This window comes from Bifidobacterium sp. LH_450, from assembly GCF_056356715.1.
Genome location: NZ_JBKEUU010000002.1, coordinates 330,929 through 354,659, shown reverse-complemented (window position 1 = coordinate 354,659; position 23,731 = coordinate 330,929). Strand labels below are relative to the sequence as shown.

Here is a 23,731-nt window from a genome sequence, read left to right as displayed (position 1 = left end):
GACGTTGCTGTGTGGACGTTACTTGAAAAGCTTCGAGCGCGTCAGGAACCAGGTGACGACCGCCGAGAGCGCAAGCGCAATCAGGATGATGATGATGAACCCGTATTTCGAGTTCGACAGCGGCATGCCGAGCATGCCGTCCTGGAAGTTCATGCCGTACATCGAGAAGATCAGCGTCGGGATCGACAGCGTGATCGAGATGATCGTGAAGATGCGCATGACGTTGCTCAGGTTGTTCGACACGATCGAGGCGAACGCGTCGGTCATGTTCGCAAGGACCCCGCTGTAGATGTTCGCCATCTCGATGGCCTGCTTGTTTTCGGTGATGACGTCCTCGAGCAGCTCCTCGTCCTCCGGGTACTGCTTGATGCGCGAAAGCGTCATCAGCTTCTCCATGACGATTTCGTTCGACTTGAGCGACGTCGTGAAATAGACGAGCGTCTTGCTCAGCTCGAGGAGCATCAGGATCTCCTTGTTCTGCATCGCGTGGCGCAGCCGAAGCTCGAGCTTGTCGGTCTCGCGGTCGATGATGCGCAGGTAGCGCAGGTACATCGTGGCGTTGCGGTACAGGATCTGCAGGATGAAGCGCGAACGCATGAACGTGTTGAACCCGCGGATCGTGCCCTCCATGAACGGGTGGAGCACCGGGGTGTCCTGCATGCACACGGTGATGATCATGTCCTGCGTGAGGATGATCGACAGCGGGATCGTTTCGTACCAGTCGCGCCCCGAACGCTGTTCGACGGTGGGGATGTCGACGATGATCATCGTGTAGTCGTCCTCGACGTCGACGCGCGAACGTTCCTCGTCGTCGAGCGGGGCGCGCAGGTCGGCCAGGTCGACGCCGGTTTCCTGCGCGACGGTGGCGAGCTCGACGTCGGTGGGGTCCGCCAGCGAGAGCCACGAGCCGTTTTCCGGTTTGCTGATCTGCTCTACCTGACCATTGACCGTACTGAACATGCGCAGCATGACTTTTCACCCGCCTCTCGCCGTCTTCCTGAATCCAAGGGCCGGGCGAGCCGCAGACTTGCGGGTCCATCCTGCGCGTTCACACGCAAACGCAGGATGCGCAGCTTCGTCCAAGCCAACGGGTCATTATAGCCGCTGGGCGTGGACGCCTGCCGCGCATCCTGCGTTGCGCCGCGTTCAGTCCTTCGCGATGGCGGTGCCGGCCTTCGGGCCGGACGCCAGGTCGTCGATTTCGGTGATTTCCAGCACCGGCACGGCCGCCGGGATCTTCGTGCCGTTGGCTTCGGCGACCTTCACCTGCTCCTCGTAGATCGGGCCGTCCTCGTGCACGACGACGTTGCCGCGGAAGCGGTACCCCTTCTTTTCCGGCAGGTTGGCGTAGGCGACGACGAGCGGGCTGCCGGCCTTGAGGTTCCTGTAGTGCTGGCCGGCCGTGCGCTCGTGGTAGGCCAGGTGGTTGTCGTCAAGTACGAACATGCTCATCTTCGGGCCCAGGTCGAGTTCGCCGTCCGGGCTGACCGTCGTGATCCATGCGAGGTTTTCGCCGATGAATTCCTTCATTTCAGGGGTGAGGGTTGCCATATCCGGCTCCTTTCTTCACGCGGCTTCTTCGTTCCGCGCGTTCCGGCGACCGTCGCCGGTTGGTGTTCCTTCCACCCTACGCCATCGCGCCCGCGCGCCTCGCGCCAACAGCGCAAACGTGACGGATTCCACACCGTCGCCGCCAACCCCCTACAGTAGTGGCTCCGCTCATCCGCGCTGCTCTCGCTCTTCGGCATCGGCGCTGATCTCGTACCGTATTGAACCCGGTCCCTTAGGCGCGACATGCTGCATCAAGGCAGAGACACCGGAGGCAAGGAAGCCGGGAACGCAAAAGGCCTCCCGCTTGTGCGGAAGGCCTTCGTTTCGGTGGAGCTAAGGAGATTCGAACTCCTGACCCTCTCCATGCCATGGAGATGCGCTACCAGCTGCGCCATAGCCCCGTATTGAATTTTCCCCTGCCATCAGCCAAGCCGAAAAGCAAGGGTGCAAGAAAGCTTCCGTGAGAAGAAACCTTCCGCACCGTGGAGCTAAGGAGATTCGAACTCCTGACCCTCTCCATGCCATGGAGATGCGCTACCAGCTGCGCCATAGCCCCGTATTGAATTATCGCTAACTCAGTCAGCCCGTCAGCCTCAAGGAGGCGTTCCGTGCAGACCTGAGTTAGCTTATAACAACCATGTAATTCGCGCAAGCCGAGCCGCCATCACGGCGTGTCGCCAGCGTTCGCAAGGCTTTTCGCACTGCCACCCGTCGTGTCGGACGTCGAGGACGACCCGCTCTTCGCGTTCGACGAGCCGTCGGCGGACGATGCCGTGCCGCTGTCGGATGAGTCAGCGCCGCCCGTGCCGGAGCCGTCCGCGGAGGCTCCCCCGTCGTCCGTCGTGCCGCCCGTGCCGGCGCCGGCATCGGCGGACGGCGACGGCGTGGAGGAGCCGGAGGACGACGCCGACGGCGATGGCGACGAAGATGCGCTGGCGTCGGCGGACGGCGAGGAGGAAGGCTGCGTGGACGTCGAGGACGAGGACGGGGACGGCGAGGAGGACGCGCTGGGGCTGGACGACGTCGAGCTGGAGGACGGCTCGGTCTGTTCGCCGCCGTTTCCGGAGGAGCCGGTGCCGGAATCCTCGGGGACGAGTGTCGGGGTCTGGCTTGGCCTGACGATGTCGCGCACAACGGTATCGGTGCCTTCGCCGTCGGTCACCGCCAGGATGATCGCGGCCGTGATGCCGACGGCCACCAGCGCGCTGGCGACGGCGACGATGATGGCGACGCGCTTGCTGCGCTTCGACTGCGGCCGTGAGCCCTGCGTCCCGGAAGCGTGCGCAGCCGCAGAGGCGCCGTCCGCATCCTCCGGCGCCGCAGCCTCGTTCTCTCCATCCGAATCTATAGCGCCGTCCGCAGCATCGGAGCCGCTGCCGGCATCAGCGGAACCGTCGCCCTGGCCGGCTCCGGGAATCGGGAACGGCGCGGCGGCCTGGATCTTCTTGCCGGATTCCTCCAGCACGTTCTTGTAGATCGTCGAGGCGGACGCCGATACGATCGATCCGACGGCGGCGCCGATGACGGAACCGGCGATGCCGATCTTCGCCGACAGCAGGAACGACGTCACCGCGGCCATGGCGCCGGCGAACAGCTGCGAGAACGACAGCCCCTTGAAGAAGTTCTTGATGTGCTTCACCGCTCCATCCCCCATTGCGGGGTGTCGGCAAGCGCCGGCCCGTGGTTGTAGTCGATGAGCGTGAAGCGTCCGTCCTCGCCGCTGGCGGCCGGCTGCAGCCGCGCCCAGTGGGCGTTGCGCATCGACGGCAGCGCTTCCATCGCCGGGTCGTCGACATGCAGCAATACCTGCACGAGATTGCAGATCAGCGCGCCGTGGGAGAACACGAACAGGTCGCCGTCGGTGCGGGAGGCCCAGTCAAGCAGCCCGTCGACGCCGCGCCGGCCGCACGCCTGGCGCGTTTCCGCCCCATGGTTGAGCTCGCCGCCGGCATGGCGCTCCCACAGCGCGTAGTCCTCCGGGTAGCGTTCGCGCAGCTCCTGCATTGACAGGCCTTCCCATTCGCCGAAATGGCGTTCGCGGAACCGCTCGTCGCAGGAAACGGCAAGCCCCAGCGGCGCGGCGAACGCCTGCGCCGTTTCGTGAGCGCGCCCCAGGTCGGACGATACGACGAGCGGCTGCGGGCCGTCGGCGAACGGGCCGTACAGCTGCGCCAGCGCGTCGCCGGTCTGGACGGCCTGCCAGCGGCCGGTGGCGTCCAGCGGGATGTCGACCCAGCCCTGGATGCGGCTGGCCGCGTTGTAGGCGGTCCGGCCGTGGCGGACGAGCGTTATCGAACGTGCCATGTTGAACCTCCGTGCAGTCGTACGGTACAGGGACGTCAGGCGGCGATGGCTTGCGGCAGCTCCAGGTCGATGGCCGGGCAGTCGCGCCACAGGCGTTCGAGGTTGTAGAACTGGCGCGCCTCGTCGTGCATGACGTGGACGATCAGGTCGCCGTAGTCGAGCAGGATCCACTGGCCCTGGTCGACGCCTTCGCGGCCCTGCGGCTTGATGTGGCCGGCCTCGAGGTAGAGCTGCTTCTCGATTTCCTCGGCGATGGCGAGGACCTGCCGCTCGTTGGATGCGGACGCCAGCAGCATGACGCCGGCGATGCCGAGCGTGTTGCTCACGTCGTAGGCCACGATGTCGTCGGCCTTCATGGCGTCGGCGGCCTTGGCCGCCACGCGCGCGGCATCGATGGATGTTTGGAATGCTGTCATGGTTATCAACGCTCCCAGGCTGGTTTCCAGTGTTCGACGACGTGCTGGGTGTTTTCCGAATAGACCATCGCGTCGTCCGGCACGTCATGGCGGACGACGGAGCCTGCGCCGGTCGTGACGTTGTCGCCAACGCTCACCGGCGCAACGAACAGGTTACCAGCGCCCACATGCACGCCGGAACCGATCGACGTGTGGTGTTTGTGCACGCCGTCGTAGTTGGCGGTGATCGTGCCGCCGCCGATATTGGTATGCTCCCCGAGGTCGGCGTCGCCGACGTAGCTCAGGTGCGGCACCTTCGTGCCGTTGCCGATGTGCGCCTTCTTCATCTCCACGAAGGCGCCGGCCTTCGACCCCTCGCCCAGCTCGTTGCCGGGGCGCAGGTAGGTCCACGGGCCGATCGTGGCATGCGCGCCGATGGCGCTGGACTGGACGCGGGAACGCTCGACGGTGGCCCCTTCGCCGACCACGGCGTCGATCAGCGTCGTGTCGGGGCCGATGACGGCGTCGCGCGCCACCGTGCTCGAGCCCTTGAGGTAGGAGCCGGGCAGCACCGTCACGTCCGGGTCGAGCGCCACGCCGTCCTCGATCCACGTCGTCGCCGGGTCGAGGATCGTCACGCCGGCGCGCATCCAGCCTTCGCACACGCGCAGGTTGTGCGCCTTGGCGAGCGCGGCCAGCTGGACGCGGTCGTTGACGCCTTCGACGCTCAACGGATCCGGCGCGGTGAAGGCGCCGACCTTGCCGCTGGCGCGGGCCGCCTTGAGGGCGTCGGTCAGGTAGAACTCGCGCTGCGCGTTGTCGGCGTCGAGGCCGGCGATGGCCGCTTCGAGGACCTTCGCGTCGAAGGCGTAGACGGACGTGTTCACCTCGTCGACGGCCAGCTCGCTGGAGTTGGCGTCCTTCTGCTCGACGATCTTGAGGACGTCGCCGTGGCTGTCGCGGATGATGCGCCCGTAGCCGGTCGGATCGTCGAGCACCGTCGTCAGCACGGTGGCGACGTCGCCGCTGCGCTCGTGGTAGTCGAGGAACGCCCCGAGCGTGGCCGCGTCGAGCAGCGGCATGTCGGAGGCGGCGATGAGCACCGGGCCTTCCAGCGAGCCGTCGGCGTCCAGCTGGGCCATCGCGCACTGCACGGCGCGGCCGGTGCCCGGAATCTCGTCCTGCTCGACGATGACGGCCTGCGGATCGTAGGCATGGGCGGCCTGCGCGACGCGCTCGCCCTGGTAGCGCACGACCACCGCGAGCGTTTCCGGATCCAGCGCGCCGACGGCGCCCATGACGCGTTCGAGGAACGTGCGCCCCGCGAATTCGTGGAGCACCTTCGGCTTCGTGGACTTCATGCGCGTGCCTTCGCCTGCTGCAAGCACGATTGCCGCGGTCAATGTCATAGTGAAATGCCTTCCCTGCCGGAACCCGTGGCCCGGCCTTGTGCGATGCCTATGCAATCGGGCATGGCCTGCGCGCAGGCCATGCCGTCCTCCAGCCGAGGGTACACCACGAAGCCGAACAGGGCCGCCCATGGCCCGCCGCGCGCCGCCTCAGGAACGCACGGCGCCCAGTTCGGCGTCGATGCGCTCCAGCACCGCGCTGGCCGCCTGCGGGTCGTTGACGAAGTCGAAGCGGTCGCCGTCGATGCGCAGCTTGGGGCTCTTCGAGTAGCTTTCGTACCAGGCCGGGTATTCGGCGTGCACCTGCTTGTAGTAGCCGTAGAGCGACGGGTCGTTCTCGATCTGCTCGAAGGAGCGGCCGCGCGCCTTGATGCGCTTGAGCATCGTGTCGAAGGACACGTCGATGTAGACGAGCAGGTCAGGAGCCTTCTTGGGCATGCCCTCGAGCTCCTCCATCATGTTGTCGAGCAGCTCGTGGTAGATGCGCTGCTCGGTGGGCGTGACGTTGCCGTTGCGCACGTTGAGGTCGAGGAACAGCGCGTCCTCGAAGATGGAGCGGTCGAGGACGTTGTTGTCCTGCCGGTAGGCTTTCTTGATCGACTCGAACCGCTTGTTGAGGAAATGGATCTGCAGGAGGAACGCGTACTTCTTCGGATCCTTGTAATACAGGTCAAGCACGGGGTTGTCGTCGACCGATTCGTAGAACACGTCGGTCCCGTAATGCTCTCCGACGAGGCCGGCCAGGGAGGATTTGCCGGCGCCAATGGTTCCCGCGAGTACTATCAACAGTTGAACGCTCCTTGTATCGTAATCGCGCGCGTGCGCACAATATGTAGTGTTGCTTGGTTTGGGAAAACCTACATCTAGTCACTGTAGCGCGGCTGCCGCATTGCGCCGCCGGCGATTCGCGGCCGGTTGTGTAATCCTGCTCACATTCTCCCCGTCGCCCGGGAGAAACGAGAGAGGCTGCAGGGACATGCCCTGCAGCCTCGCATGCTGCTCCCCCACCTGGACTCGAACCAAGACAAAGGGTTCCAAAGACCCGTGTGCTGCCATTACACCATGGGGGAACGGCGGGCCGGAACCCGCCAAGTGTTTATTATGCCATACGCGCGGACGTTTCGGTGCGCGCGCCGTGCGGATCGTTGCACAACCGGCACATCGCGCGGCTGGCGCCCCGGCCGTCCGCCGCGTCAGGCGAACAGGAAGCCCTGCCCGTGGTGCTCGGGATAGGTGTCGAACAGCTCGGCGACCGAGCCGTCCTCGAACACCGCCTTCATCGCGCTGGCCAGCAGCGGGGCGATGGACAGCACCGTCAGGCCGTCCCAGCGCTTCTCGTCGGGAATCGGCACCGTATCGGTCAGCACCACCTCGCGCGCGCCGCACGACTTGAGCCGGTCGACGGCCGGCCCCGAGAGCACGCCATGGGTGGCCACGACGGTGACGGACTTGGCGCCGGCCTCGCGCAGCACCTGGCATGCGCCGACGATCGTGCCGGCGGTATCGATGAGGTCGTCGACGAGCACGCAGTCCTTGCCGGCGACGTCGCCGACGACGCGGTTGGCGACGGCCTGGTTGGGGCGCGTGATGTCGCGGGTCTTGTGCACGAAGGCGAGCGGGCCTCCCCCGAGGCGCGCGGCCCACTGCTCGGCCACGCGGATGCGGCCTGCATCCGGGGAGACGACGGTGACGTTGTCGAGCTTGCCCTCGAAGCGGTCGCGGATGTAGTCGACGAGCACCGGCATCGCGATGAGGTGGTCGACCGGGCCGTCGAAGAAGCCCTGGGACTGGGAGGCGTGCAGGTCGACGCTCATGATGCGGTCGGCGCCGGCCGTCTTGAGCAGGTCGAACACCAGGCGGCACGAAATGGGCTCGCGGCCGCGGTGCTTCTTGTCCTGCCGCGAATAGCCCAGCAGCGGGCAGACGGCGGTGATGGAACGGGCCGACGCGCGCTTCAATGCGTCGATCATGATCAGCTGTTCCATGATGGCCTGATTGACGGGGTTGCTATGGCTCTGCAGGACGAATACGTCGGCGCCACGTACCGATTCGGTATACCGCACGTACATCTCGCCGTTGGCGAAGTCGTACGCGGTGGTTTCCAGCACGTCGATCCCGAGCTGTTCGGCGACGTCAGTCGCGAGCTTGGGGTGTGCCCGGCCAGTGACGAGAATGAGGTTTTTGTCCGGCTTTCCTTCGAGGATTGCGCTCACCGTATCTCCAAACGTTCCAAGTACGTTTACCAGACAACCATCCTAATGGCGCGAGCCGACCATGCGCGCCGCGGCTCTCCTCTCCCGCGAAGCGCCCGGCGTGCCCGGCGCGCCGCTAGCCGGCATGGCCGTACAGGCCATGCTTGCCGATGTACTGCACGACGCCATCCGGCACGAGGTACCATACCGGCTCGCCGTTGCGGGCGCGGTTGCGCACGTCGGTCGAGGAAATGGCCAGCGCCGGGATCTCGAGCACGTCGACCTTGCCTTCGGGCAGCGCCCCGGGAGATGCCGAATAGCCAGGGCGCGTGACGGCGACGAAATGCGCCAGCTCGAACATGCCCTCGACGTCCTTCCACTGCATGATCTCGGCGATGGCGTCGGCGCCGGTGATGAAGAAGAGCTCGGCGTCCGGATACAGCGCCTTCAGGTCGCGCAGCGTATCGACGGTGTAGGTGACGCCCGGACGGTCGATGTCGACGCGCGAGACGGTGAACTTCGGGTTGGAGGCCGTGGCGATGACCGTCATCAGGTAGCGGTCCTCCTCGTTCGTCACGTCCTTGTCGAGCTTGAAGACGGGCCGGCCGGTCGGCACGAAGATGACCTCGTCGAGGTCGTAGACCCACGAGACTTCCGAGGCGGCCACGAGATGCCCGTTATGGATCGGGTCGAACGTGCCGCCCATGATGCCGATGCGCGGCCGGGTATGCCAGTTGCCGCGGGCCGAACGGCGCCCGTGCGCGGTGAAGGCGTGCGCCCCGTCGCCGCGGGCCGACAGGTCGGCCATGCGCCGCGCCGGCTCGCCCTCCTGGCGTTCACGAGGCTGCACTGCCGTCCCCTTCCCCGGGCCGCGGCCCGTCGGCGGCGTCTCCTTCGGCCTGGGCCAGCGTCTCCTGCTGCATGCGCGCGCTCGAGGGGCCGGAGGCATCGGGGTCGATCTTGCCCATGTCCTCGTCCCACTCGGCCTGCACGACGCGGCGGATCTCCGCGAAGGTGGGCAGCAGGAAGCCCGGCTGGAACTGCCGGCGCACTTCGGCGACGCGTTCGGTGATGCGGATGAGCGTATCGGTCATGCCGTCGACGTCGCCCTTCGCCTCCATCGCGCGGAACCTGCCGATGTAGTCCTCCATCTCCTGCATCTGGTGCGCCACGATGCGCCGCTGCTCGTCGGTGATGTCGACGACCTGCGGCGAATCGGCGTCAGGCCAGCCGATGAGCACGGCGTCGGCATATTCCAGCGACGCGCGCTGCGGCGCCGTGGCGATGCCGTCCTCGATCTGCACCAGGTACACGTAGCGCACGATGCTGAGCCGCTCCGCCGCGATCTGCAGCTGCAGCTTGGGGTCGTCCAGGTCCATGTGCCACGGGTTGAGCTCGCAGCTCTCGCCGGTTTCCCCGGCTTCGATGGCGCTCATGGCCGCACCTGGCCCGTGCCGTAGCCGATCCACTTCGTCGTCGTCATCTCCTCGAGGCCCATCGGGCCGCGCGCATGCATCTTCTGCGTGGAGATGCCCAGCTCGGCGCCGAAGCCGAAGACGCCGCCGTCGGTGAAGCGCGTGGAGGCGTTGACCATCACGACCGCCGAGTCGATGTCCTTCGTGAACCGCTCCACGGCGCCGTAGTCCTCGGCGATGATCGATTCGGTGTGGCCGGTGGAGTGGCGGTTGATGTGCTCGATCGCCTCGTCGATCGAGTCGACGACGCGCACGCCGATCTTCAGGGCGAGGTATTCGGTGTCCCAGTCCTCGTCGGTGGCGCGCGTGATCTGGATGGAGCGGATGTGCGCCTCGTCGATGATGTCGTACGACGCGGCGTCCGCATGGATCTCGACCTCGGCGTTGGCCAGCGCCTGCGCGATGACGGGCAGGAACGATTCGGCCACGTCGCGGTGGATGACGAGCTTCTCGGCGGCGTTGCACACGCCGATGCGCTGCGTCTTGGCGTTGAGGATGATCGGCACCGCCTTGGACAGGTCGGCGGACCGGTCGACGTAGATATGCACGTTGCCGGCGCCCGTTTCGATGACCGGCACCCGGGAGTTGCGCACGACCGACTGGATCAGCCCGGCGCCGCCGCGCGGCACCAGCACGTCGATGTGGCCGCGGGCCTGCATCATCGCGTTCGCGCCTTCGCGGCCGTACTGGTCGACCGTGGCGACCAGGGCCGGGTCGAACGCCATGTCCTCGAGCACGTCGTGCACGATGTGCAACGTGGCGGCGTTCGTGCGCTCGGCGGCATGGCCGCCGCGCAGGATGGCCGCGTTGCCCGACTTGATGCACAGCGACACGACGTCGACGGTGACGTTGGGCCGCGCCTCGTAGATCATGCCGATGACGCCGATCGGCACGCGCACCTGCTGCAGGCGGATGCCGTTCGCCAGCGTATAGCCGCGCACGACCTCGCCCACCGGGTCGGTCAGCGACGCCACGTGGCGCACGCCCGCGGCGGCCGCGGCCACGCGCGGCACGTCGAACTTGAGCCGGTCGAGCTTGCCGGCGTCCATGCCCTCGGCGAACGCCTGCTGCATGTCGAGCTCGTTCGCCCCGGCGATTTCGTCGGCGCGCGCGTCGAGCGCGTCGGCGATGGCCAGCAGCAGCCCGTTCTTCTCATCGGCGGTCATTTTGGCAAGGCGGCGCTGCGCGCGCGCCGCGTCGTCGGCCAGGGCGCACACCGCTTCGAACGTTTCGCCGCCCTGGGGCGCCTGCGTGGTTTCGCTATTCGTCATATCTCGAGGGTAGCGCGAGCGCGCCACCGGCGCGTCGTCGCGTTTCGGCACGCGGAAGGCAGCGCTTCCCTGCGCGCGCAACGTAACCCGCTCCCCGCCCTCCTTCCGGAACCCCGGAGCCGCCCACCCACGGGAAGGATCGGGCCGCCTGCGGCCTTCCGGGGACGGCGGCCGTTTCGGCACGCGGAAGGCAGCGCGCCAATCGCCGCACCGTCCTATAGACTGTGGAAGCGAGAAAACCATCCAGCCAGTTTTGCGGAGGCATACACCGTGACAACGTTCCACAGCACGCGCAGCAGCGCAGATTCCCTGACTTCCAAGCAGGCGATCCGCAAGGGCATCGCCGCTGACGGCGGCCTGTTCGTCGCCGACGATCTGGGCCGCACGAAGATCGACGTGGCGTCCCTGACCGGCAAGACGTACCAGGAGATCGCCTACGCCGTGCTCTCCGTGCTGCTGCCGGACTTCTCCGAGGCCGAGCTCAAGGACTGCATCGCCAAGGCGTACGGCGACCAGTGGTCGGACAGCCGCATCACGCCGGTCAAGCCGCTGGGCGACGACTACGTCATGGAGCTGTTCAACGGCCCCACCTGCGCGTTCAAGGACGTCGCGCTGCAGATCCTGCCGCGTTTCATGAGCTGCGCCGTCAAGGACTCGGGCTCCGACGAGAAGATCATGATCGTGACGGCGACCTCGGGCGACACCGGCAAGGCGGCCCTGGCCGGCTTCGCCGGCGCCGAAGGCACCGGCATCACCGTGTTCTACCCGGAGGGGCGCGTCAGCCGCGTCCAGCAGCTGCAGATGACCACGCAGCAGGGCGACAACGTCGGCGTATGCGCGGTGCGCGGCAACTTCGACGACGCGCAGAGCCAGGTCAAGGAGATCTTCGGCGACGCCGCGTTCAACGAGAAGCTCGAGCGCGAGGACCACGTCGTGCTCTCCTCGGCCAACTCGATCAACGTGGGGCGCCTCGTGCCGCAGGTCGTCTACTACTTCTCCGCCTACAGCCAGCTCGTCGAGGCCGGCCGCATCAAGGTGGGAGAGCCGGTGGAGTTCGTCGTCCCCACCGGCAATTTCGGCAACGTGCTCGCCGGCTACTACGCCAAGATGCTCGGCCTGCCGGTGCGCGACCTGGTCGTCGCCTCCGACAAGAACAACGTGCTGTTCGACTTCCTGACCACCGGTACCTACAACAAGCGCCGCCCGTTCTACGAAACGACGTCGCCGTCGATGGACATCCTCGTGTCCTCCAACCTCGAGCGCATGCTCTACTACATGGCCGACCGCGACCCGCGCCTGATCCAGATGCTGATGACCGACCTGAACAAGTGGGGCGCCTACGAGGTCCCCGACGAGCTGCTGGCGCGCATCCGCACCGTGTTCAACACCGGCTGGGCCGACGAGGACCAGGTGCGCGCGATGATCGCCGACTGCTGGGAGAAGAACCATTACGTCATCGACCCGCACACGGCCTGCGGCTACTTCCTGCTGCACGAAATGCCGCGCGACGAGTCGGTGCCGCGCGTGCTGCTGGCCACCGCCAGCCCCTACAAGTTCCCGCGCGTCGTCAACGAGGCCCTCGGCTTCGACGCCTCCGGCTCCGATTTCGAGTGCATGGACGTGCTGTCGAAGAACACCGGCACCGACATCCCGCCGATGCTGCGCACGCTGGAAACCGCGCCAGTCCGCTTCGACGAGACCGTCGACATCGACGGCATGGAAGGCTTCATCGCCAAGACGGCCAGCGAAATCTGATTTCCCGCGAGGATACCCCCTCTTTTCCAGCCCCGTTCGCGTTCCATTGCGCGAACGGGGCTTCGTTTTTCCCGTACGGCGAAGCGCTTTTTCAACCCACTCCCCCGACATTTTCCCCACAGAATAATTCCGAACGAAAATACGGCGATTTTTCCGGCTTTTCCCGGCAATCCCACTGCGGAAAAACAAGATTTTTCTTGAGCGCTTAAGCCAGCCTCTTCACTGAGCTTTCCGACGGCCCCGGCCGCGCGGCACCGGACGTTGGAAACGTTCGCAGCCGGTTTGTCAAATCGCTCCCGGCGCCATCTGGAAAAAGTACGATTGCACTGTTGCCAACGATTGCAGAGAGGTCATTGCAACACCGAGGAAGCTTGCCGGCGCAACAGATCGGGGCGGCAATCTTCCACGCCATGACGGCGACCTAAGGAGGAGTGACGCCTGCCGTCGCGAGCAATGCCGCCCGCTGTTTTCCCACCTGTCCTTTTTCCGGGGCGAACGGCGAAGCGGCCGGAAAGAAAGAACACAAACCTTTGCAGCCAATGGAGGATGCACCACGCCTTCGGGCGCCCCGACAACGCCGCCGGCGGAAGCAAAGGAAGAGAAAGGAAGCGTAGTGTATTCGGATTCCTTCGACGAGCCCGGCTATGGGGCTTGGAACACTACAACGCAGCAGGCCGGGCGCTCCGGCCATCGCAAGGGCGCGCGCCTGGGCAGGAGGATGGCGGCGTTCGTGCTGTCCATCGCCACGCTCGGCGCCTGCGCGATCGGGGCCGGCGCCTCGACGTCGCCGGCCAGCGCCGATACGCTGACGACCAGCGAACAGAACACGCTGGGCAACTCCACGTTCGAGGCGCCCCGCGAGAAGTACGGGCTGGCCAAGGACATGAAGGACGGCACGATCCTGCATGCCTGGATGTGGTCGTTCGACACGATCAAGGACAACATGGCCGACATCGCCGCAGCCGGCTACACGTCGATCCAGACGGAGCCGATGAGCGCCGTCAAGACGGTGGCGTCCAACGGCAAGAAGTTCACCGACAACTGGTACTACGTCTACCAGCCGACCGACACGACGATCGGCAACTTCGTCGTCGGCAGCGAGGACGACCTCAAGGCCATGACGGCCGAGGCCCACAAGTACGGCGTGCGCATCATCGTCGACGTCGTCGCCAACCACTTCACCTCCGACTGGAACGCCATCGCCTCGGACTGGAAGGACACCAGCCTGTTCCATAGCCGCTCCAACTGCTCGGGCACGAACGGCGACAACATCGACTATTCGAACCGCTGGCAGGTGACGCAGTGCCATCTGCTGGGCCTGTGGGACATCAACACGCAGAACCAGACGGCGGCCGACAAGATGCAGTCGTTCCTCAAGGAGGCCGTCGCGGACGGCGTCGACGGCTTCCGCTTCGACGCGGCCAAGCACGTCGAGCTGCCCAACGAGTTCAGCACCTATTCGACCTACTGGAACACGATCCTCAACAACGGGGCGCAGTACCAGTACGGCGAAGTGCTGCAGGGCGACTCGAACCTGCCGTACTCCGACTACGCGAACCTGTTCAACTCCGCCTCGTCCAACGGCGGCGGCGTGACGGCCTCGTCGTACGGCTACACGGTGCGCTCGGCCATCTCCAGCAAGAACCTGGCGGCCGGCAACATCTCGAGCTTCAGCTCGCAGGGCGTCTCCTCCGACAAGCTCGTCACCTGGGTCGAATCGCATGACAACTACGCCAACGGCGACAAGGTCTCCACGGGCCTCAACGACTGGCAGCTCAAGATGGGCTGGGTGCTCGTGGCCGCGCGCGACGGCGGCACCCCGCTCTACTTCAACCGCCCGAAGGGCTCCGGCGGCTCGAACGCGCAGTTCGCCGAAGTCTCCCAGCTCGGCGACGCCGGCGACGACATGTGGAAGGACCCGTCCGTCGTGGCCGTCAACCACTTCCACAACCAGATGGACGGCAACGCCGAATACCTGCGCAACTGCCAGGGCAACGATTCGTGCCTGATGGTCGAGCGCTACAAGACGGACTCCAGCTCCGCCGACGATGGCGTGGCCATCGCCAACATGTCCGACAGCGCGATCGACCTGTCCGGTTCGGCCACGACGCTTGACGACGGCACCTACACCGACCAGGTCAACGGCGGCACGATCACCGTCTCCGGCGGCAAGATCACGTCCGGCACCGCCACCGCGGACGCCGTCAGCGTGTACTACAACCCGTCCGGCACCGTGACCGAACCGGTCGACCCGGTCACCACGACCAGCGACACGACGATCTACTACCCGTCGAGCAAGTTCGGCGCCGACTCGACGTACCTGTACTACCGCGTCAACGGCGGCTCGTGGACCAGCGGCAACGGCGTGAAGATGGAGGCCGCCTGCGACGGCTACGTCAAGTACACGATCGCCAACACCAACGGCAAGACCGTCGACTTCGTGTTCAACAACGGCTCCGGCACGTGGGACAACAAGAACAACACGAGCGGCCAGAACTATTCGGGTTCCGGCACGACGCTCGTGTGGACCAGCCAGGACGGCACCTTGAGCTCCACCGCCCCGTGCGCCGCCAGCGACACGGACGAGGACAACGACGATACCGACGATGATGCGGCCAGCACGACGATCTACTACCCGTCGAGCAAGTTCGGCGCCGATTCGACGTACCTGTACTACAAGGTCGGCGACGGCGACTGGACGAGCGGCAACGGCGTGAAGATGACCGCGGCGTGCGACGGCTACGTCAAGTACACGATTCCCGACACCAACGGGGAAACGGTCACGTTCGTGTTCAACAACGGCTCCGGCAGCTGGGACAACAAGAACAACACGTCGGGCCAGAACTATTCCGGCTCGGGCAGCGTGCTGGTATGGACCAGCCAGGACGGCACGCTGAGCGCGACCGCCCCGTGCACCGCCAGCTGAGCCTTGTCCGGCCAGCGCTGACATAGGCGCATAACGGACAGCGAAGGGCCCCTCCCGTTCAAGGAGGGGCCCTTCTGCGGTTGCCGGGCTGATGACGCCCCACTGGCGGTCCCTCCCGTTCAAGGAGGGGCCCTTCGCCTATTCGCGCGCCTGCCCCGTTTTCCCCACCAGGCCAGACGCGCCAGCAGACGTCCGGCCCTGCGCAACGCCGGGAGGCCGCGCACGGCCAGCGCGCCAGCTGCGTCGCAGAATGTTAGAGCAGCCCGGTGAAGTCGTTCAGCGTGCCGTCGGCTTCGCGTTCGATGGCGCCCCAGTCGGACCGCGAGGAGGCGTCGAGGACGCCCCACGGATGCATGCCGGCCTGCCTGGCGCTGCGGATGGCCGGCAGGATGTCCTCGAACACGAGGCATGATTCAGGCTCGACGCCGAGCTTCGAGGCGGCCAGCAGGTAGATGTCCGGCCTGGATTTGCCGGCGCCGGCCATGTCGACGTCGACGATGGCGTCGAACAGCGGCAAAAGGCCCAGGTGCTCCAGCGCCGGTTCGCGCAGCCCCGGCAGCAGCGTCGTCGCGACGGCGAGCCGGATGCCGCGCGCCTTGAGCGCCTCGAGGAAGCGCCTGGCGCCGGGCTTGGCTTCGACCTCATGGCCGTAGGCGTAGGCCGCCAGCCGCGTCCATTCGTCCATCAGCGCTTCGGGGGTGTCGTCGAGCCCGAAGCGCTCGATCGTGTAGTCGGCGATTTCACGGAACTGCATCGACGCAATCGTCGGCATGTAGTCGTCAGGTACCGCGAAGCCCCGCTCCCCTAGGAACTTGCGGTCCACGTCGGCCCATACGTCCATTGAATCCAGCAACGTGCCGTCCAGGTCGAAGATCGCCCCTTCGATGCCGTCAAGCATTCCCTCGCCCATGCCTTGTGCTCCTTCAGCGCCATGCGGCGCACCCGCGCCGCAGCCATTCAGCCATGCATGCCCCATGCATTTGCCCATTGCACGGTAGCACGCGGCCCGGGAAAGGACGACGCCGCCTGGCGCCCCGCCTCCGGGATATGCCCGAAAAAACCGTGACGGAAGCCGCGGCGTGCGGCGCGGTTTCCGTGGCCCGGGCGCGCCGGGAACTATGCCACGGGGACGGGGTCGAGGGTGGACTGGGTCAGCAGCTCGCTGGCGTGGCGCAGGGACGCCTGCGAGGCGGTGCCGGACAGCATGCGGGCGATTTCCCCGACGCGGTCGGCGCCATCGACCCGGTTCACCGTCGTCGACGTTTCCCCGCCGGCCTGCGTGCCCTTGGCGACGACGAACTGGGCGTCGGCCCACGATGCGACCTGCGGCAGGTGGGTGACGACGATGACCTGCGCCGTTTTGGCCAGCCGCGCCAGGCGCTTGCCAAGCTCTGCGGCCGCCTTGCCGCCGACGCCGGCGTCGATTTCGTCGAAGATGAACGTCATGCGTTCGCCCGGCGCCTCGGCCGTGCAGGCCCGCTCGGCCACGGCCAGTTCCATCGCCAGCATCAGGCGGCTCAGCTCGCCGCCGGACGCGCTCTTGCCCATCGGCAACGCCGGGGAGTCGGGGAACGGCGTAAACAGGAACTCGATGTCGTCGATGCCGTTGACGTCGAGCGCCTGCGCGCCGCAGCGCGCCGTCACGCGCACGTCCAGCGCGCTGGAGGCCATCGCCAGCTCCTTAAGCTCCTTGCCGACATGCCGCGACAGCTCCTTCGCGGCCTTCGCGCGCGCCGACGACAGGCGCCGGGCCGCCTTGAGGGCGTCGGCATAGGCGTTGTCCCTGGCCTCTTCCAGCTCGACGATCCGCTCGGGCGACGCGTCGAGGTCCTCGACGTCGAAGGCCGCCTGGTCGCGCCAGCGGATGACGTCGCCCAGCGTAGGACCCCAGCGCTTGACCAGGCCGCTCAGCTCGTGGATGCGGCCGTTGATGGCGTCCAGCGACGCCTCTTCACGGCCGTCCTGCGTGAAGGAGCCCAGCGCGTACATGGCGTCCGATACCGTTTCGCGCGCGGCATGGAGCGTGTCGAGCACCTTGGCGAACGCGTCGCCGCACCGGGCGCCGGCAAGCGCCTCGATGGCCGCGTCAAGCGCATCGCATGCGCCGGCGGCATCGCACCCGTACGAGGACGGGTCGAGCGCCATGAGCGCGTTCATCGCGCCGCTGGTGATGTCGGCGGCATGCTCCATGCGGTCGCGCTGCTCCTTGAGCTCCTCGAGTTCGCCCTCATGCGGCCCGATGCGGTCGATCGCCGCGATGGATTCGCGCAGGTAGTCGGCCTGCGCGCGCATCTGCGCCTGCTGGCGCTGCAGGCGCTCGAGCTTCCCGTCGGCCTCGACGTAGCGCTGCCAGCATTCCGCGTAGGCGCCGCGCACGGCATCATCGCCGGCATAGCGGTCGAGGAATTCGCGCTGCCTGGCGCCGGAGGCGATGCGCAGCTGTTCGGCCTGCCCGTGGATCGTCACCAGTTCCCCGGCGACCGACGCCAGCAGCGAACGCGGCACCGACTTGCCGCCCATGACGGCGCGGGAACGGCCCGACGACGGCATCGAACGCGACAGGAACAGCTCGCCGTCGTCGGCGCCGATGCCGGCATCCTGCGCCACGCGCAGCGCGGCGCTCCCGGGAGCAACCTCGAAGACGGCCTGCGCCCATGCCTTGGACGCGCCGGGCCGCACCCGCGAAGGGTCGGCCGCTCCCCCCGACACCATTTTCAGCGCGCTGAGCAGCATCGACTTGCCCGCGCCGGTCTCGCCGGTGATGGCCGTCATGCCCGCCGCAGGCCGGATGACGGCATGGCGGATGGGACCAAGGTCCTCGAGTTCAAGCTCTTCCAGCATGGGACGCTCCATTTCGTAACGGACGTTCGCAACGGATGCGGCCGGCGCCCTAAGCGAGGCGGTTGCCGGCCATTGCCCCCAAGTCTAGCAGAAAAATCGAACAGATGTTCTAATTGCGGATCGTGCCATGCATCGCCGCATCCGGGTCGGTAGGGCCGCCGTCACCGTCCAAACCGGCGTAATCATTGACTTCTTCGGCGCTTACCGCTTCGTCGAACGAATTCGAAATCTTGTTCGAATCTTGGTTTGCCCCGGCGTTTCCTTCCGGCCCGCGGTTCGGATCGTAATGGCGCTGTTCCCTCCAGCCGACGACGGGCAGGTCGAACTTGGTGACCAGGCGGCTCGTGAACGGCGCACCCGACAGCGACGCAAGCTTGAGCGAGCTCGACGACTGGCGAATCTCGATCCGCGAACCCTTCGGCAGCGCCCGCTGGCGGCGGCCGTCGCAGCAGATCCACCCATCCGACGTCGAATCGCGCGAAATGCGGAACGTGAACGTCGAATGCGAGCCGATGACCAGCGGACGCGCGAAGAGCGCATGCGCGGCGAGCGGCACCATCAGGATCGCCTGCACGTCCGGCCACACGATCGGCCCTCCGGCGGAGAACGCGTACGCCGTCGAGCCGGTCGGCGTCGAGACGACGACGCCGTCGCAGCCGAACGAGCTCATCTCCACGCCGTCGACGTCGACGGACAGCTCCACCATCTTGCCGCGGTCGGCGCGCTCGATCGTCACGTCGTTGAGCGCCCAGTCGCTGATCGGCTCGCTGGCGCCGGGCAGCCACACGTCGACGTGTTCGGTCAGGCGGCTTTCCACCGAATAGTCGCGCGTCGCCACGCGGCGGATCGCCTCCTTGAGCTGGAAGCTTTCGAATTCGGCGAGGAAGCCGACATGGCCCATGTTGATGCCCAGGATCGGCACTTCGGTGCAGTGCACGAGCTCGGCGGCGCGCAGGATCGTGCCGTCGCCGCCCAGCACGACGACGATTTCGGTGTCCGGGTCGACCGGCTGCGCCGTCTGGCCGAAATCGGGCGCGTCGACGTTGTCGATGATCGACACGTCGAACCCTTCCGCCTTGAGCTTGGCCACCGCCTCCTGCACGACGTTGCCGCCGCGGCGCAACCGCTCGTGGGTAACGACCACCACTTTCCTTGCCATATCGCCGCCTTCCTTGCCGCGCCACGTCCGCGGCTTCCTGCCTTCCTACCGTAGCGCAAGCGCACCCGCGCCGCCGCGCCGTTTTCGCATCCGGGGCGGCTGCATGGCGACAAAAGGCCACGCTGCTCCTACAATGGAGCCGTATTGCATAGGTAGATTGGTCGGGAGCTGCATGGCACACGAACGCAAGGGCAACGCCGTTTCCCCCTTCGACGAGGCGCAGGCGAACCAGGACGCCAGCGACGGCTTCTCGTGGTGGTTTTCAGGCGATTCGTTCGAACGGGAAGCGACCGACGAGCGGCGCGCCCGCAAGAATTCCTGGAACTACCGGCTCAACACGCACCCCGGACGCCTGACCACCATCTATTTCGTGCTGCTCATTTCGCTGGTCACCGGGCTGCTGCTGCTGCCGGTGGCGACGCAGGACGGCCAGCAGACGTCCTTCTCGACGGCGTTCTTCACGGCCGTCTCGGCATTGTCGACCTGCGGCATCGCCATGGTCAACACCACCGAGCACTGGACGATGTTCGGCCAGGGCGTGCTGATCTTCGCCGTGCAGCTCGGAGGCCTCGGCGTCATGACGTTCGCCTCGCTGATCGCGCTGGCCGTCAACCACCACCTGAAGGCCACGCAGCGGCTGCTGACGGCCTCGGAGCTGGGCACAAGCAAGCTTTCGGAAATCAAGGGCGTGCTGACCGTCGTGACGGCCACGGCGTTCGCCATCGAAACGATCACGTTCGTCGCGCTGTTCCCGGGGCTGCTGCACGTCAACGGCGGCAACGTCGGCAAGGCGCTGTGGGAGTCGCTGTTCTTCGCCGTCATGGCGTACAACAACGCCGGCTTCACGCCGGACGGCGCCGGCCTGTACGTGGACAACTGGGCCGTGGCGATGCCGATCGTGCTGTCGGCATTCTGCGGCACGCTGGGCTTCCCCGTCATCCTCAACATCCTGCGCACTGCCCGCAAGCACCAGAGCCCGCGGCGCTGGACGCTGCATACGAAGGTGACGCTGGTGACGACGTTCGCCATCGTCTTCGCGTCGCTGGCATGGTTCCTCATCGTCGAATGGAACAATACGGCGCTGTTCGCCGGCGACGACGTGGAGGCGCATCTGCGGCGAGCGGTCGTGGCCGCCGTCATGCCGCGCTCCTCCGGGTTCGACCTGTCGTGGGTGCCGCAGGTAGGCGATGCGACGAAGGTGTTCATGAGCGCCGTCATGTTCATCGGCGGCGGCTCCACGTCGACGGCCGGCGGCATCCGCGTCACGACGTTCGCCGTCATCCTGCTGGTATGCAAGGCCTCGTTCTCCGGGCACACCGACATCACGGCCTTCAAGCGCCGCATCCATACCAAGACGGTGATGACGGCCGTCAGCATCACGACCGCATGCCTGGGGCTCGTGTTCTTCGCGTCGCTGGCGATCATGCTCATTACCGGCTCGTCGTTCACGAACGCGCTGTTCGACTCGTGCTCGGCGTTCGGCCTGGGCGGCTATTCCATCGGCGTCTCCATCGACACGCACCCCTCGGTGCTCTACATCATGGCCGCCACTATGGTGGTGGGGCGCCTGGGGCCGATGACGCTGGCCTACGCCATTTCGCGCCCGCGCGCCATGGAGGTGGTGCGCTACCCCACCGACGAAATCGTGGTGGGCTAAGGTCCCCAAACCGGCTTGGGCGGCATTCCCGATGAAGCTGCCGCTTTCAGGCAGCCGGCCGGCCCCAAGCAGCTACCGGCGGAACCAGCAAGGCATGGCCGGCATGCTCCCGGAGGCACGGTACGCAGGACGCTATCCCTTGATGAAGTGGTCGATCTGGTCCTGCTTGCCGATGATGATGAGCTCGTCGTTGCGGTGCATGACCAGGTCCTTCGAGCCGTATTCGAATTCGTGGCCCGGCGACTTGATGCCGGCCACGGTGATGCCGTAGCGTTCCAGCACCTTCGCGTCGCCAATCGTGTAGCCGATCAGGTGCGCGGGCGTATGGATCTTGACGACGTTGTACGCGCCCTCGAGCTCGATGTAGTCCAGGTAGTTGCCGGACACGAGGTGGCCGACGCGGTTGCCGGCGTCCGTTTCGGCGTTGACGATGTGCCGCGCGCCGATGCGCTGCAGGATGCGCGCATGCTCCTTGGACACCGATTTGGCCCAGATGTCGGAAATGCCGGCGTCCAGCAGGTTGCCGGCGGTGATGACCGACGCCTCCACCGAATCGCCGATGGCGACGACGGCCACGTCGAAGTCGGAGGCGTTGAGCTGCTCGACGGCCAGCACGTCGGTCATGTCCGCCTGCACGGTCGGGATCTGCGAGGAGAAGCGGTTGACGAGCACCGGGTCCTTGTCGACGGCCAGGACGTCCTGCCCCATGTTGTCGAGCGTCGTCGCCACGGCGCTGCCAAACCGCCCCAGCCCCACTACCAGCACGCTTTTATTGTCGGCCATTGTTCGTCCAACCCTTTCGTGAATCCGCTATCCAATCATAAACGCCATCTTGGCCAACCTAGCGTCCCTGCTCCCAGCACCGGTACCTTGTGACGGCAGGAAGCCGCCTTCGCCCCCAGTCACGAATTTGCGGGCTTTTCGGCGAGCAGGAGGTATTCGGCGTTGCCGTGGGTGCCCTCGATCGGGCTCGGGGCGACGGCGAGGACCGTCAGGCCGTTCTCCTGCGCGCAGGAGGTGACCTTGCGCACGGCTTCCTGCCGCAGCGATTCGTCGGTGACGATGCCGTTCTTGCCCAGGTGTTCGCGGCCGACTTCGAACTGCGGCTTGACGAGCAGCACGAGCTGGGCGCCCGGCGCGGCGACGGCCGCGGCGACCGGCAGCACGTACGTCAGCGAAATGAACGACACGTCCGACACGATGAGTTCCGGCCGGAACGGCAGGTCCTCGGCGGTGACGTCGCGGATATTCGTACCGCTCATCTCCACGATCCGCCCGTCGCCGGCGATGCGCGGATCGAGCTGGCCATGGCCGACGTCCAGCGCGATGACGGCGGCAGCCCCGCGGCGCAGCAGCACGTCGCAGAAGCCGCCGGTCGACGCGCCGATATCGAGGCAATGCAGCCCCTGCGCCGGGCGCAGCGCGGACCCGAACGCCGCGAACGCGCCTTCCAGCTTCAGCGCGCCGCGCGAGACGTAGTCGTCGCCCTTGTCGACGGCAATCTCTTCAACGGCGACAAGATTGCCGGCTTCGTCCACGGCGACCGGCACCTTCGCGGACGGCTTCCTCTCCACGCGTCCATTCGTGCCGCCGACGCGCACCGCCCCGGCCTTGACAAGCGCCGCGGCCTTGGAACGGGATTCGACGAGCCCGAGCGCCACGAGCGCCACGTCGAGGCGCACCTGTTCCGGCGCCGGCAGCGGGCCCAAGGAACCAGATTCAGGGCCGGTCACGACGCCAGCATCCGTTCGGCGTCGAACGCCGGCGCGGCGAAGGAAACGCCGCCATCGGCCAGCGTCCAGCACAGCTGGCATGCGGCGCGCAGCGCGTCCACGCTCGCCGGATCGGACACCGTCACGGCGCCATCGACATAGGAAGCCGTCTGCGTGCCGCAGCGGAACGACTGGCCATCCAGCTGCTCGACGGCCGGCGCCGCTTCGTTCAGGCCCCGCAGGTCGGCGGCGATGTACGTGGGCCGCAGATGCTCCGGCGCTTTAAGCAGCATCGCCGGGTCGGTGACGCCCGTGAGGACGCACAGCGAATCGTAGCCGCCGCGGTTGCCGGCTTCGATATCGGTATCGAGACGGTCGCCGATGGCCAGGCATGCCTCTTTCGGCACGAGCGTTTCGCCGTCGCCGGCGGCCAGCTCGCGCGCTTCGTCGTACATCGCCGGCTCAGGCTTGCCGGCCGAGGCGACCGGCTCGACGCCGGTGGCGTTGACGACGGCCTGGATCATCGAGCCACAGCCGGGGGCGATGCCGAATTCGCGCGGGATCGTCAGGTCGCGGTTCGTCACGTAGTACCGGGCGCCGGCTTCTACGCAGAACGCGATGGTGGCCATCTGCTGCCAGGTCATCGCCGGATACCATCCCTGCACGGCCGCGACGGGTCCGTCCTCGGGGTATTCGACGATTTCCAGCCCGGCCTTCGCGATTTCCTCGCGCAGGTGGTCGGCGCCCAGCACCGCCACCTTCGCGCCCTTGCCGACGGCCTTGGCGACCATGCGCGCCGCCACGACGGAGGACGTGATGACCTGGCGCGGCTCGACGTCCAGGCCGAACCCGCGCAGCTGGTCGGCCACGACGGCCTGCATGCGCGACGAATTGTTCGTCGTGTACTCGATCGCCATGCCGCGCGATTCGGCGTCGCGGATGCTTTCGGACGCGTGGCCGATCGGCAGCTTGCCCTTGTAGACGACGCCGTCCAGGTCGAGCAGCGCCAGCGAGTAGCGCTGCGCCAGCGGCGCGTCGGTTCCCTTCAGCATGGGTGTTCCTCCTGTCCTTTCCGGTTCCCTGC

Annotated in this window: 20 protein-coding genes and 3 tRNA genes; 3 read left to right on the top strand and 20 right to left on the bottom strand. The window is 66.6% G+C overall.

What is annotated here, in order from left to right; genetic code table 11:
• Nucleotides 1–18 precede the first annotated feature (18 nt).
• From AC1AXT_RS04005 to AC1AXT_RS03940, 14 genes are all read right to left on the bottom strand, one after another.
• Complete coding sequence (locus AC1AXT_RS04005; RefSeq protein ID WP_476539374.1) at nt 19–969, bottom strand: magnesium transporter CorA family protein; 951 nt, start codon at nt 967–969, stop codon at nt 19–21.
• 177 nt (nt 970–1,146) lie between these two features.
• Nucleotides 1,147–1,551 (bottom strand): pyridoxamine 5'-phosphate oxidase family protein, encoded by a 405-nt coding sequence (locus AC1AXT_RS04000; protein ID WP_476539373.1) that lies wholly within the window; start codon nt 1,549–1,551, stop codon nt 1,147–1,149.
• A gap of 328 nt (nt 1,552–1,879) precedes the next feature.
• Nucleotides 1,880–1,952: transfer RNA gene (locus AC1AXT_RS03995), tRNA-Ala, on the bottom strand.
• Nucleotides 1,953–2,034: 82 nt separating this feature from the next.
• Nucleotides 2,035–2,107, bottom strand: a tRNA-Ala gene (locus AC1AXT_RS03990).
• Nucleotides 2,108–2,215: 108 nt separating this feature from the next.
• Nucleotides 2,216–3,190 (bottom strand): hypothetical protein, encoded by a 975-nt coding sequence (locus AC1AXT_RS03985; RefSeq protein ID WP_476539371.1) that lies wholly within the window; start codon nt 3,188–3,190, stop codon nt 2,216–2,218.
• Nucleotides 3,187–3,855: a histidine phosphatase family protein gene (locus AC1AXT_RS03980; protein WP_476539369.1), complete on the bottom strand. Its 669-nt coding sequence runs from the start codon at nt 3,853–3,855 to the stop codon at nt 3,187–3,189. Before AC1AXT_RS03980 ends, AC1AXT_RS03985 begins: the two co-directional genes overlap by 4 nt.
• Nucleotides 3,856–3,890: 35 nt before the next feature.
• Complete coding sequence (gene rsfS, locus AC1AXT_RS03975; protein WP_476539367.1) at nt 3,891–4,271, bottom strand: ribosome silencing factor; 381 nt, start codon at nt 4,269–4,271, stop codon at nt 3,891–3,893.
• A gap of 5 nt (nt 4,272–4,276) precedes the next feature.
• Nucleotides 4,277–5,659 (bottom strand): bifunctional UDP-N-acetylglucosamine diphosphorylase/glucosamine-1-phosphate N-acetyltransferase GlmU, encoded by a 1,383-nt coding sequence (gene glmU / locus AC1AXT_RS03970; RefSeq protein ID WP_476539365.1) that lies wholly within the window; start codon nt 5,657–5,659, stop codon nt 4,277–4,279.
• A gap of 150 nt (nt 5,660–5,809) precedes the next feature.
• Nucleotides 5,810–6,445, bottom strand: coding sequence for a deoxynucleoside kinase (locus AC1AXT_RS03965; RefSeq protein WP_476539363.1), 636 nt, complete (start codon nt 6,443–6,445; stop codon nt 5,810–5,812).
• Nucleotides 6,446–6,658: 213 nt separating this feature from the next.
• Nucleotides 6,659–6,729: transfer RNA gene (locus AC1AXT_RS03960), tRNA-Gln, on the bottom strand.
• Between the two features lie 123 nt (nt 6,730–6,852).
• Entirely contained in the window at nt 6,853–7,872 is a 1,020-nt protein-coding gene (locus AC1AXT_RS03955; protein WP_476539362.1) for a ribose-phosphate diphosphokinase, read from the bottom strand.
• A gap of 115 nt (nt 7,873–7,987) precedes the next feature.
• On the bottom strand, nt 7,988–8,659 hold the full coding sequence (gene nadD, locus AC1AXT_RS03950) for a nicotinate-nucleotide adenylyltransferase (RefSeq protein ID WP_476540471.1): 672 nt from the start codon (nt 8,657–8,659) through the stop codon (nt 7,988–7,990).
• Nucleotides 8,660–8,687: 28 nt separating this feature from the next.
• Nucleotides 8,688–9,287 carry a phosphoribosylglycinamide synthetase gene (locus AC1AXT_RS03945; protein ID WP_476539360.1) on the bottom strand — a complete coding sequence of 200 codons (600 nt, stop codon included), beginning with the start codon at nt 9,285–9,287 and terminating at the stop codon, nt 8,688–8,690.
• Nucleotides 9,284–10,597: a glutamate-5-semialdehyde dehydrogenase gene (locus tag AC1AXT_RS03940; RefSeq protein ID WP_476539359.1), complete on the bottom strand. Its 1,314-nt coding sequence runs from the start codon at nt 10,595–10,597 to the stop codon at nt 9,284–9,286. The genes AC1AXT_RS03945 and AC1AXT_RS03940 overlap by 4 nt, the downstream gene beginning before the upstream one ends.
• Before the next feature lie 270 nt (nt 10,598–10,867).
• Here AC1AXT_RS03940 and thrC point away from each other — a divergent pair, with 270 nt between their 5' ends.
• Both thrC and AC1AXT_RS03930 read left to right on the top strand, forming a co-directional pair.
• Nucleotides 10,868–12,352 carry a threonine synthase gene (gene thrC / locus AC1AXT_RS03935; RefSeq protein ID WP_476539357.1) on the top strand — a complete coding sequence of 495 codons (1,485 nt, stop codon included), beginning with the start codon at nt 10,868–10,870 and terminating at the stop codon, nt 12,350–12,352.
• Between the two features lie 613 nt (nt 12,353–12,965).
• Nucleotides 12,966–15,278: a carbohydrate binding domain-containing protein gene (locus tag AC1AXT_RS03930; protein WP_476539355.1), complete on the top strand. Its 2,313-nt coding sequence runs from the start codon at nt 12,966–12,968 to the stop codon at nt 15,276–15,278.
• A gap of 253 nt (nt 15,279–15,531) precedes the next feature.
• Here AC1AXT_RS03930 and AC1AXT_RS03925 read toward each other — a convergent pair whose 3' ends face one another.
• From AC1AXT_RS03925 to AC1AXT_RS03915, 3 genes are all read right to left on the bottom strand, one after another.
• A complete protein-coding gene (locus AC1AXT_RS03925; RefSeq protein WP_476539354.1) occupies nt 15,532–16,188 on the bottom strand; it encodes an HAD family hydrolase in 657 nt (218 codons plus the stop codon).
• Nucleotides 16,189–16,394: 206 nt separating this feature from the next.
• Nucleotides 16,395–18,119 carry a DNA repair protein RecN gene (gene recN, locus AC1AXT_RS03920; RefSeq protein ID WP_476539352.1) on the bottom strand — a complete coding sequence of 575 codons (1,725 nt, stop codon included), beginning with the start codon at nt 18,117–18,119 and terminating at the stop codon, nt 16,395–16,397.
• Nucleotides 18,120–18,228: 109 nt separating this feature from the next.
• On the bottom strand, nt 18,229–19,278 hold the full coding sequence (locus AC1AXT_RS03915) for an NAD kinase (protein ID WP_476539350.1): 1,050 nt from the start codon (nt 19,276–19,278) through the stop codon (nt 18,229–18,231).
• A 172-nt stretch (nt 19,279–19,450) separates the two neighbouring features.
• On the opposite strand from AC1AXT_RS03915, the gene AC1AXT_RS03910 reads away from it, so the two are divergent.
• Nucleotides 19,451–20,935 (top strand): TrkH family potassium uptake protein, encoded by a 1,485-nt coding sequence (locus AC1AXT_RS03910; protein ID WP_476539348.1) that lies wholly within the window; start codon nt 19,451–19,453, stop codon nt 20,933–20,935.
• Between the two features lie 132 nt (nt 20,936–21,067).
• On the opposite strand, the gene AC1AXT_RS03905 is transcribed toward AC1AXT_RS03910, so the two are convergent.
• The 3 genes from AC1AXT_RS03905 to AC1AXT_RS03895 form a co-directional block, all read right to left on the bottom strand.
• Nucleotides 21,068–21,718: a potassium channel family protein gene (locus AC1AXT_RS03905; RefSeq protein WP_476539346.1), complete on the bottom strand. Its 651-nt coding sequence runs from the start codon at nt 21,716–21,718 to the stop codon at nt 21,068–21,070.
• A 119-nt stretch (nt 21,719–21,837) separates the two neighbouring features.
• The gene (locus AC1AXT_RS03900; RefSeq protein WP_476539344.1) at nt 21,838–22,668 is read right to left on the bottom strand and encodes a TlyA family RNA methyltransferase; all 831 of its coding nucleotides are present in this window, start codon (nt 22,666–22,668) and stop codon (nt 21,838–21,840) included.
• On the bottom strand, nt 22,665–23,699 hold the full coding sequence (locus tag AC1AXT_RS03895; protein WP_476539342.1) for an HAD-IIA family hydrolase: 1,035 nt from the start codon (nt 23,697–23,699) through the stop codon (nt 22,665–22,667). The genes AC1AXT_RS03900 and AC1AXT_RS03895 overlap by 4 nt, the downstream gene beginning before the upstream one ends.
• Nucleotides 23,700–23,731 lie beyond the last annotated feature (32 nt).

Excerpts from the sequence above, each read along its gene's own strand:
- AC1AXT_RS03945 (WP_476539360.1), bottom strand. The coding sequence starts at position 9,287 with ATGAGCGCCATCGAAGCCGGGGAAACCGGCGAGAGCTGCGAGCTCAAC.
- nadD (WP_476540471.1), bottom strand. The coding sequence starts at position 8,659 with ATGGCCGACCTGTCGGCCCGCGGCGACGGGGCGCACGCCTTCACCGCG.
- glmU (WP_476539365.1), bottom strand. The coding sequence starts at position 5,659 with ATGACATTGACCGCGGCAATCGTGCTTGCAGCAGGCGAAGGCACGCGC.
- AC1AXT_RS03925 (WP_476539354.1), bottom strand. The coding sequence starts at position 16,188 with ATGGGCGAGGGAATGCTTGACGGCATCGAAGGGGCGATCTTCGACCTG.
- AC1AXT_RS03940 (WP_476539359.1), bottom strand. The coding sequence starts at position 10,597 with ATGACGAATAGCGAAACCACGCAGGCGCCCCAGGGCGGCGAAACGTTC.
- recN (WP_476539352.1), bottom strand. The coding sequence starts at position 18,119 with ATGCTGGAAGAGCTTGAACTCGAGGACCTTGGTCCCATCCGCCATGCC.
- AC1AXT_RS04005 (WP_476539374.1), bottom strand. The coding sequence starts at position 969 with ATGCTGCGCATGTTCAGTACGGTCAATGGTCAGGTAGAGCAGATCAGC.
- AC1AXT_RS04000 (WP_476539373.1), bottom strand. The coding sequence starts at position 1,551 with ATGGCAACCCTCACCCCTGAAATGAAGGAATTCATCGGCGAAAACCTC.
- AC1AXT_RS03915 (WP_476539350.1), bottom strand. The coding sequence starts at position 19,278 with ATGGCAAGGAAAGTGGTGGTCGTTACCCACGAGCGGTTGCGCCGCGGC.
- AC1AXT_RS03905 (WP_476539346.1), bottom strand. The coding sequence starts at position 21,718 with ATGGCCGACAATAAAAGCGTGCTGGTAGTGGGGCTGGGGCGGTTTGGC.
- rsfS (WP_476539367.1), bottom strand. The coding sequence starts at position 4,271 with ATGACAGCATTCCAAACATCCATCGATGCCGCGCGCGTGGCGGCCAAG.
- AC1AXT_RS03910 (WP_476539348.1), top strand. The coding sequence starts at position 19,451 with ATGGCACACGAACGCAAGGGCAACGCCGTTTCCCCCTTCGACGAGGCG.
- AC1AXT_RS03895 (WP_476539342.1), bottom strand. The coding sequence starts at position 23,699 with ATGCTGAAGGGAACCGACGCGCCGCTGGCGCAGCGCTACTCGCTGGCG.
- AC1AXT_RS03980 (WP_476539369.1), bottom strand. The coding sequence starts at position 3,855 with ATGGCACGTTCGATAACGCTCGTCCGCCACGGCCGGACCGCCTACAAC.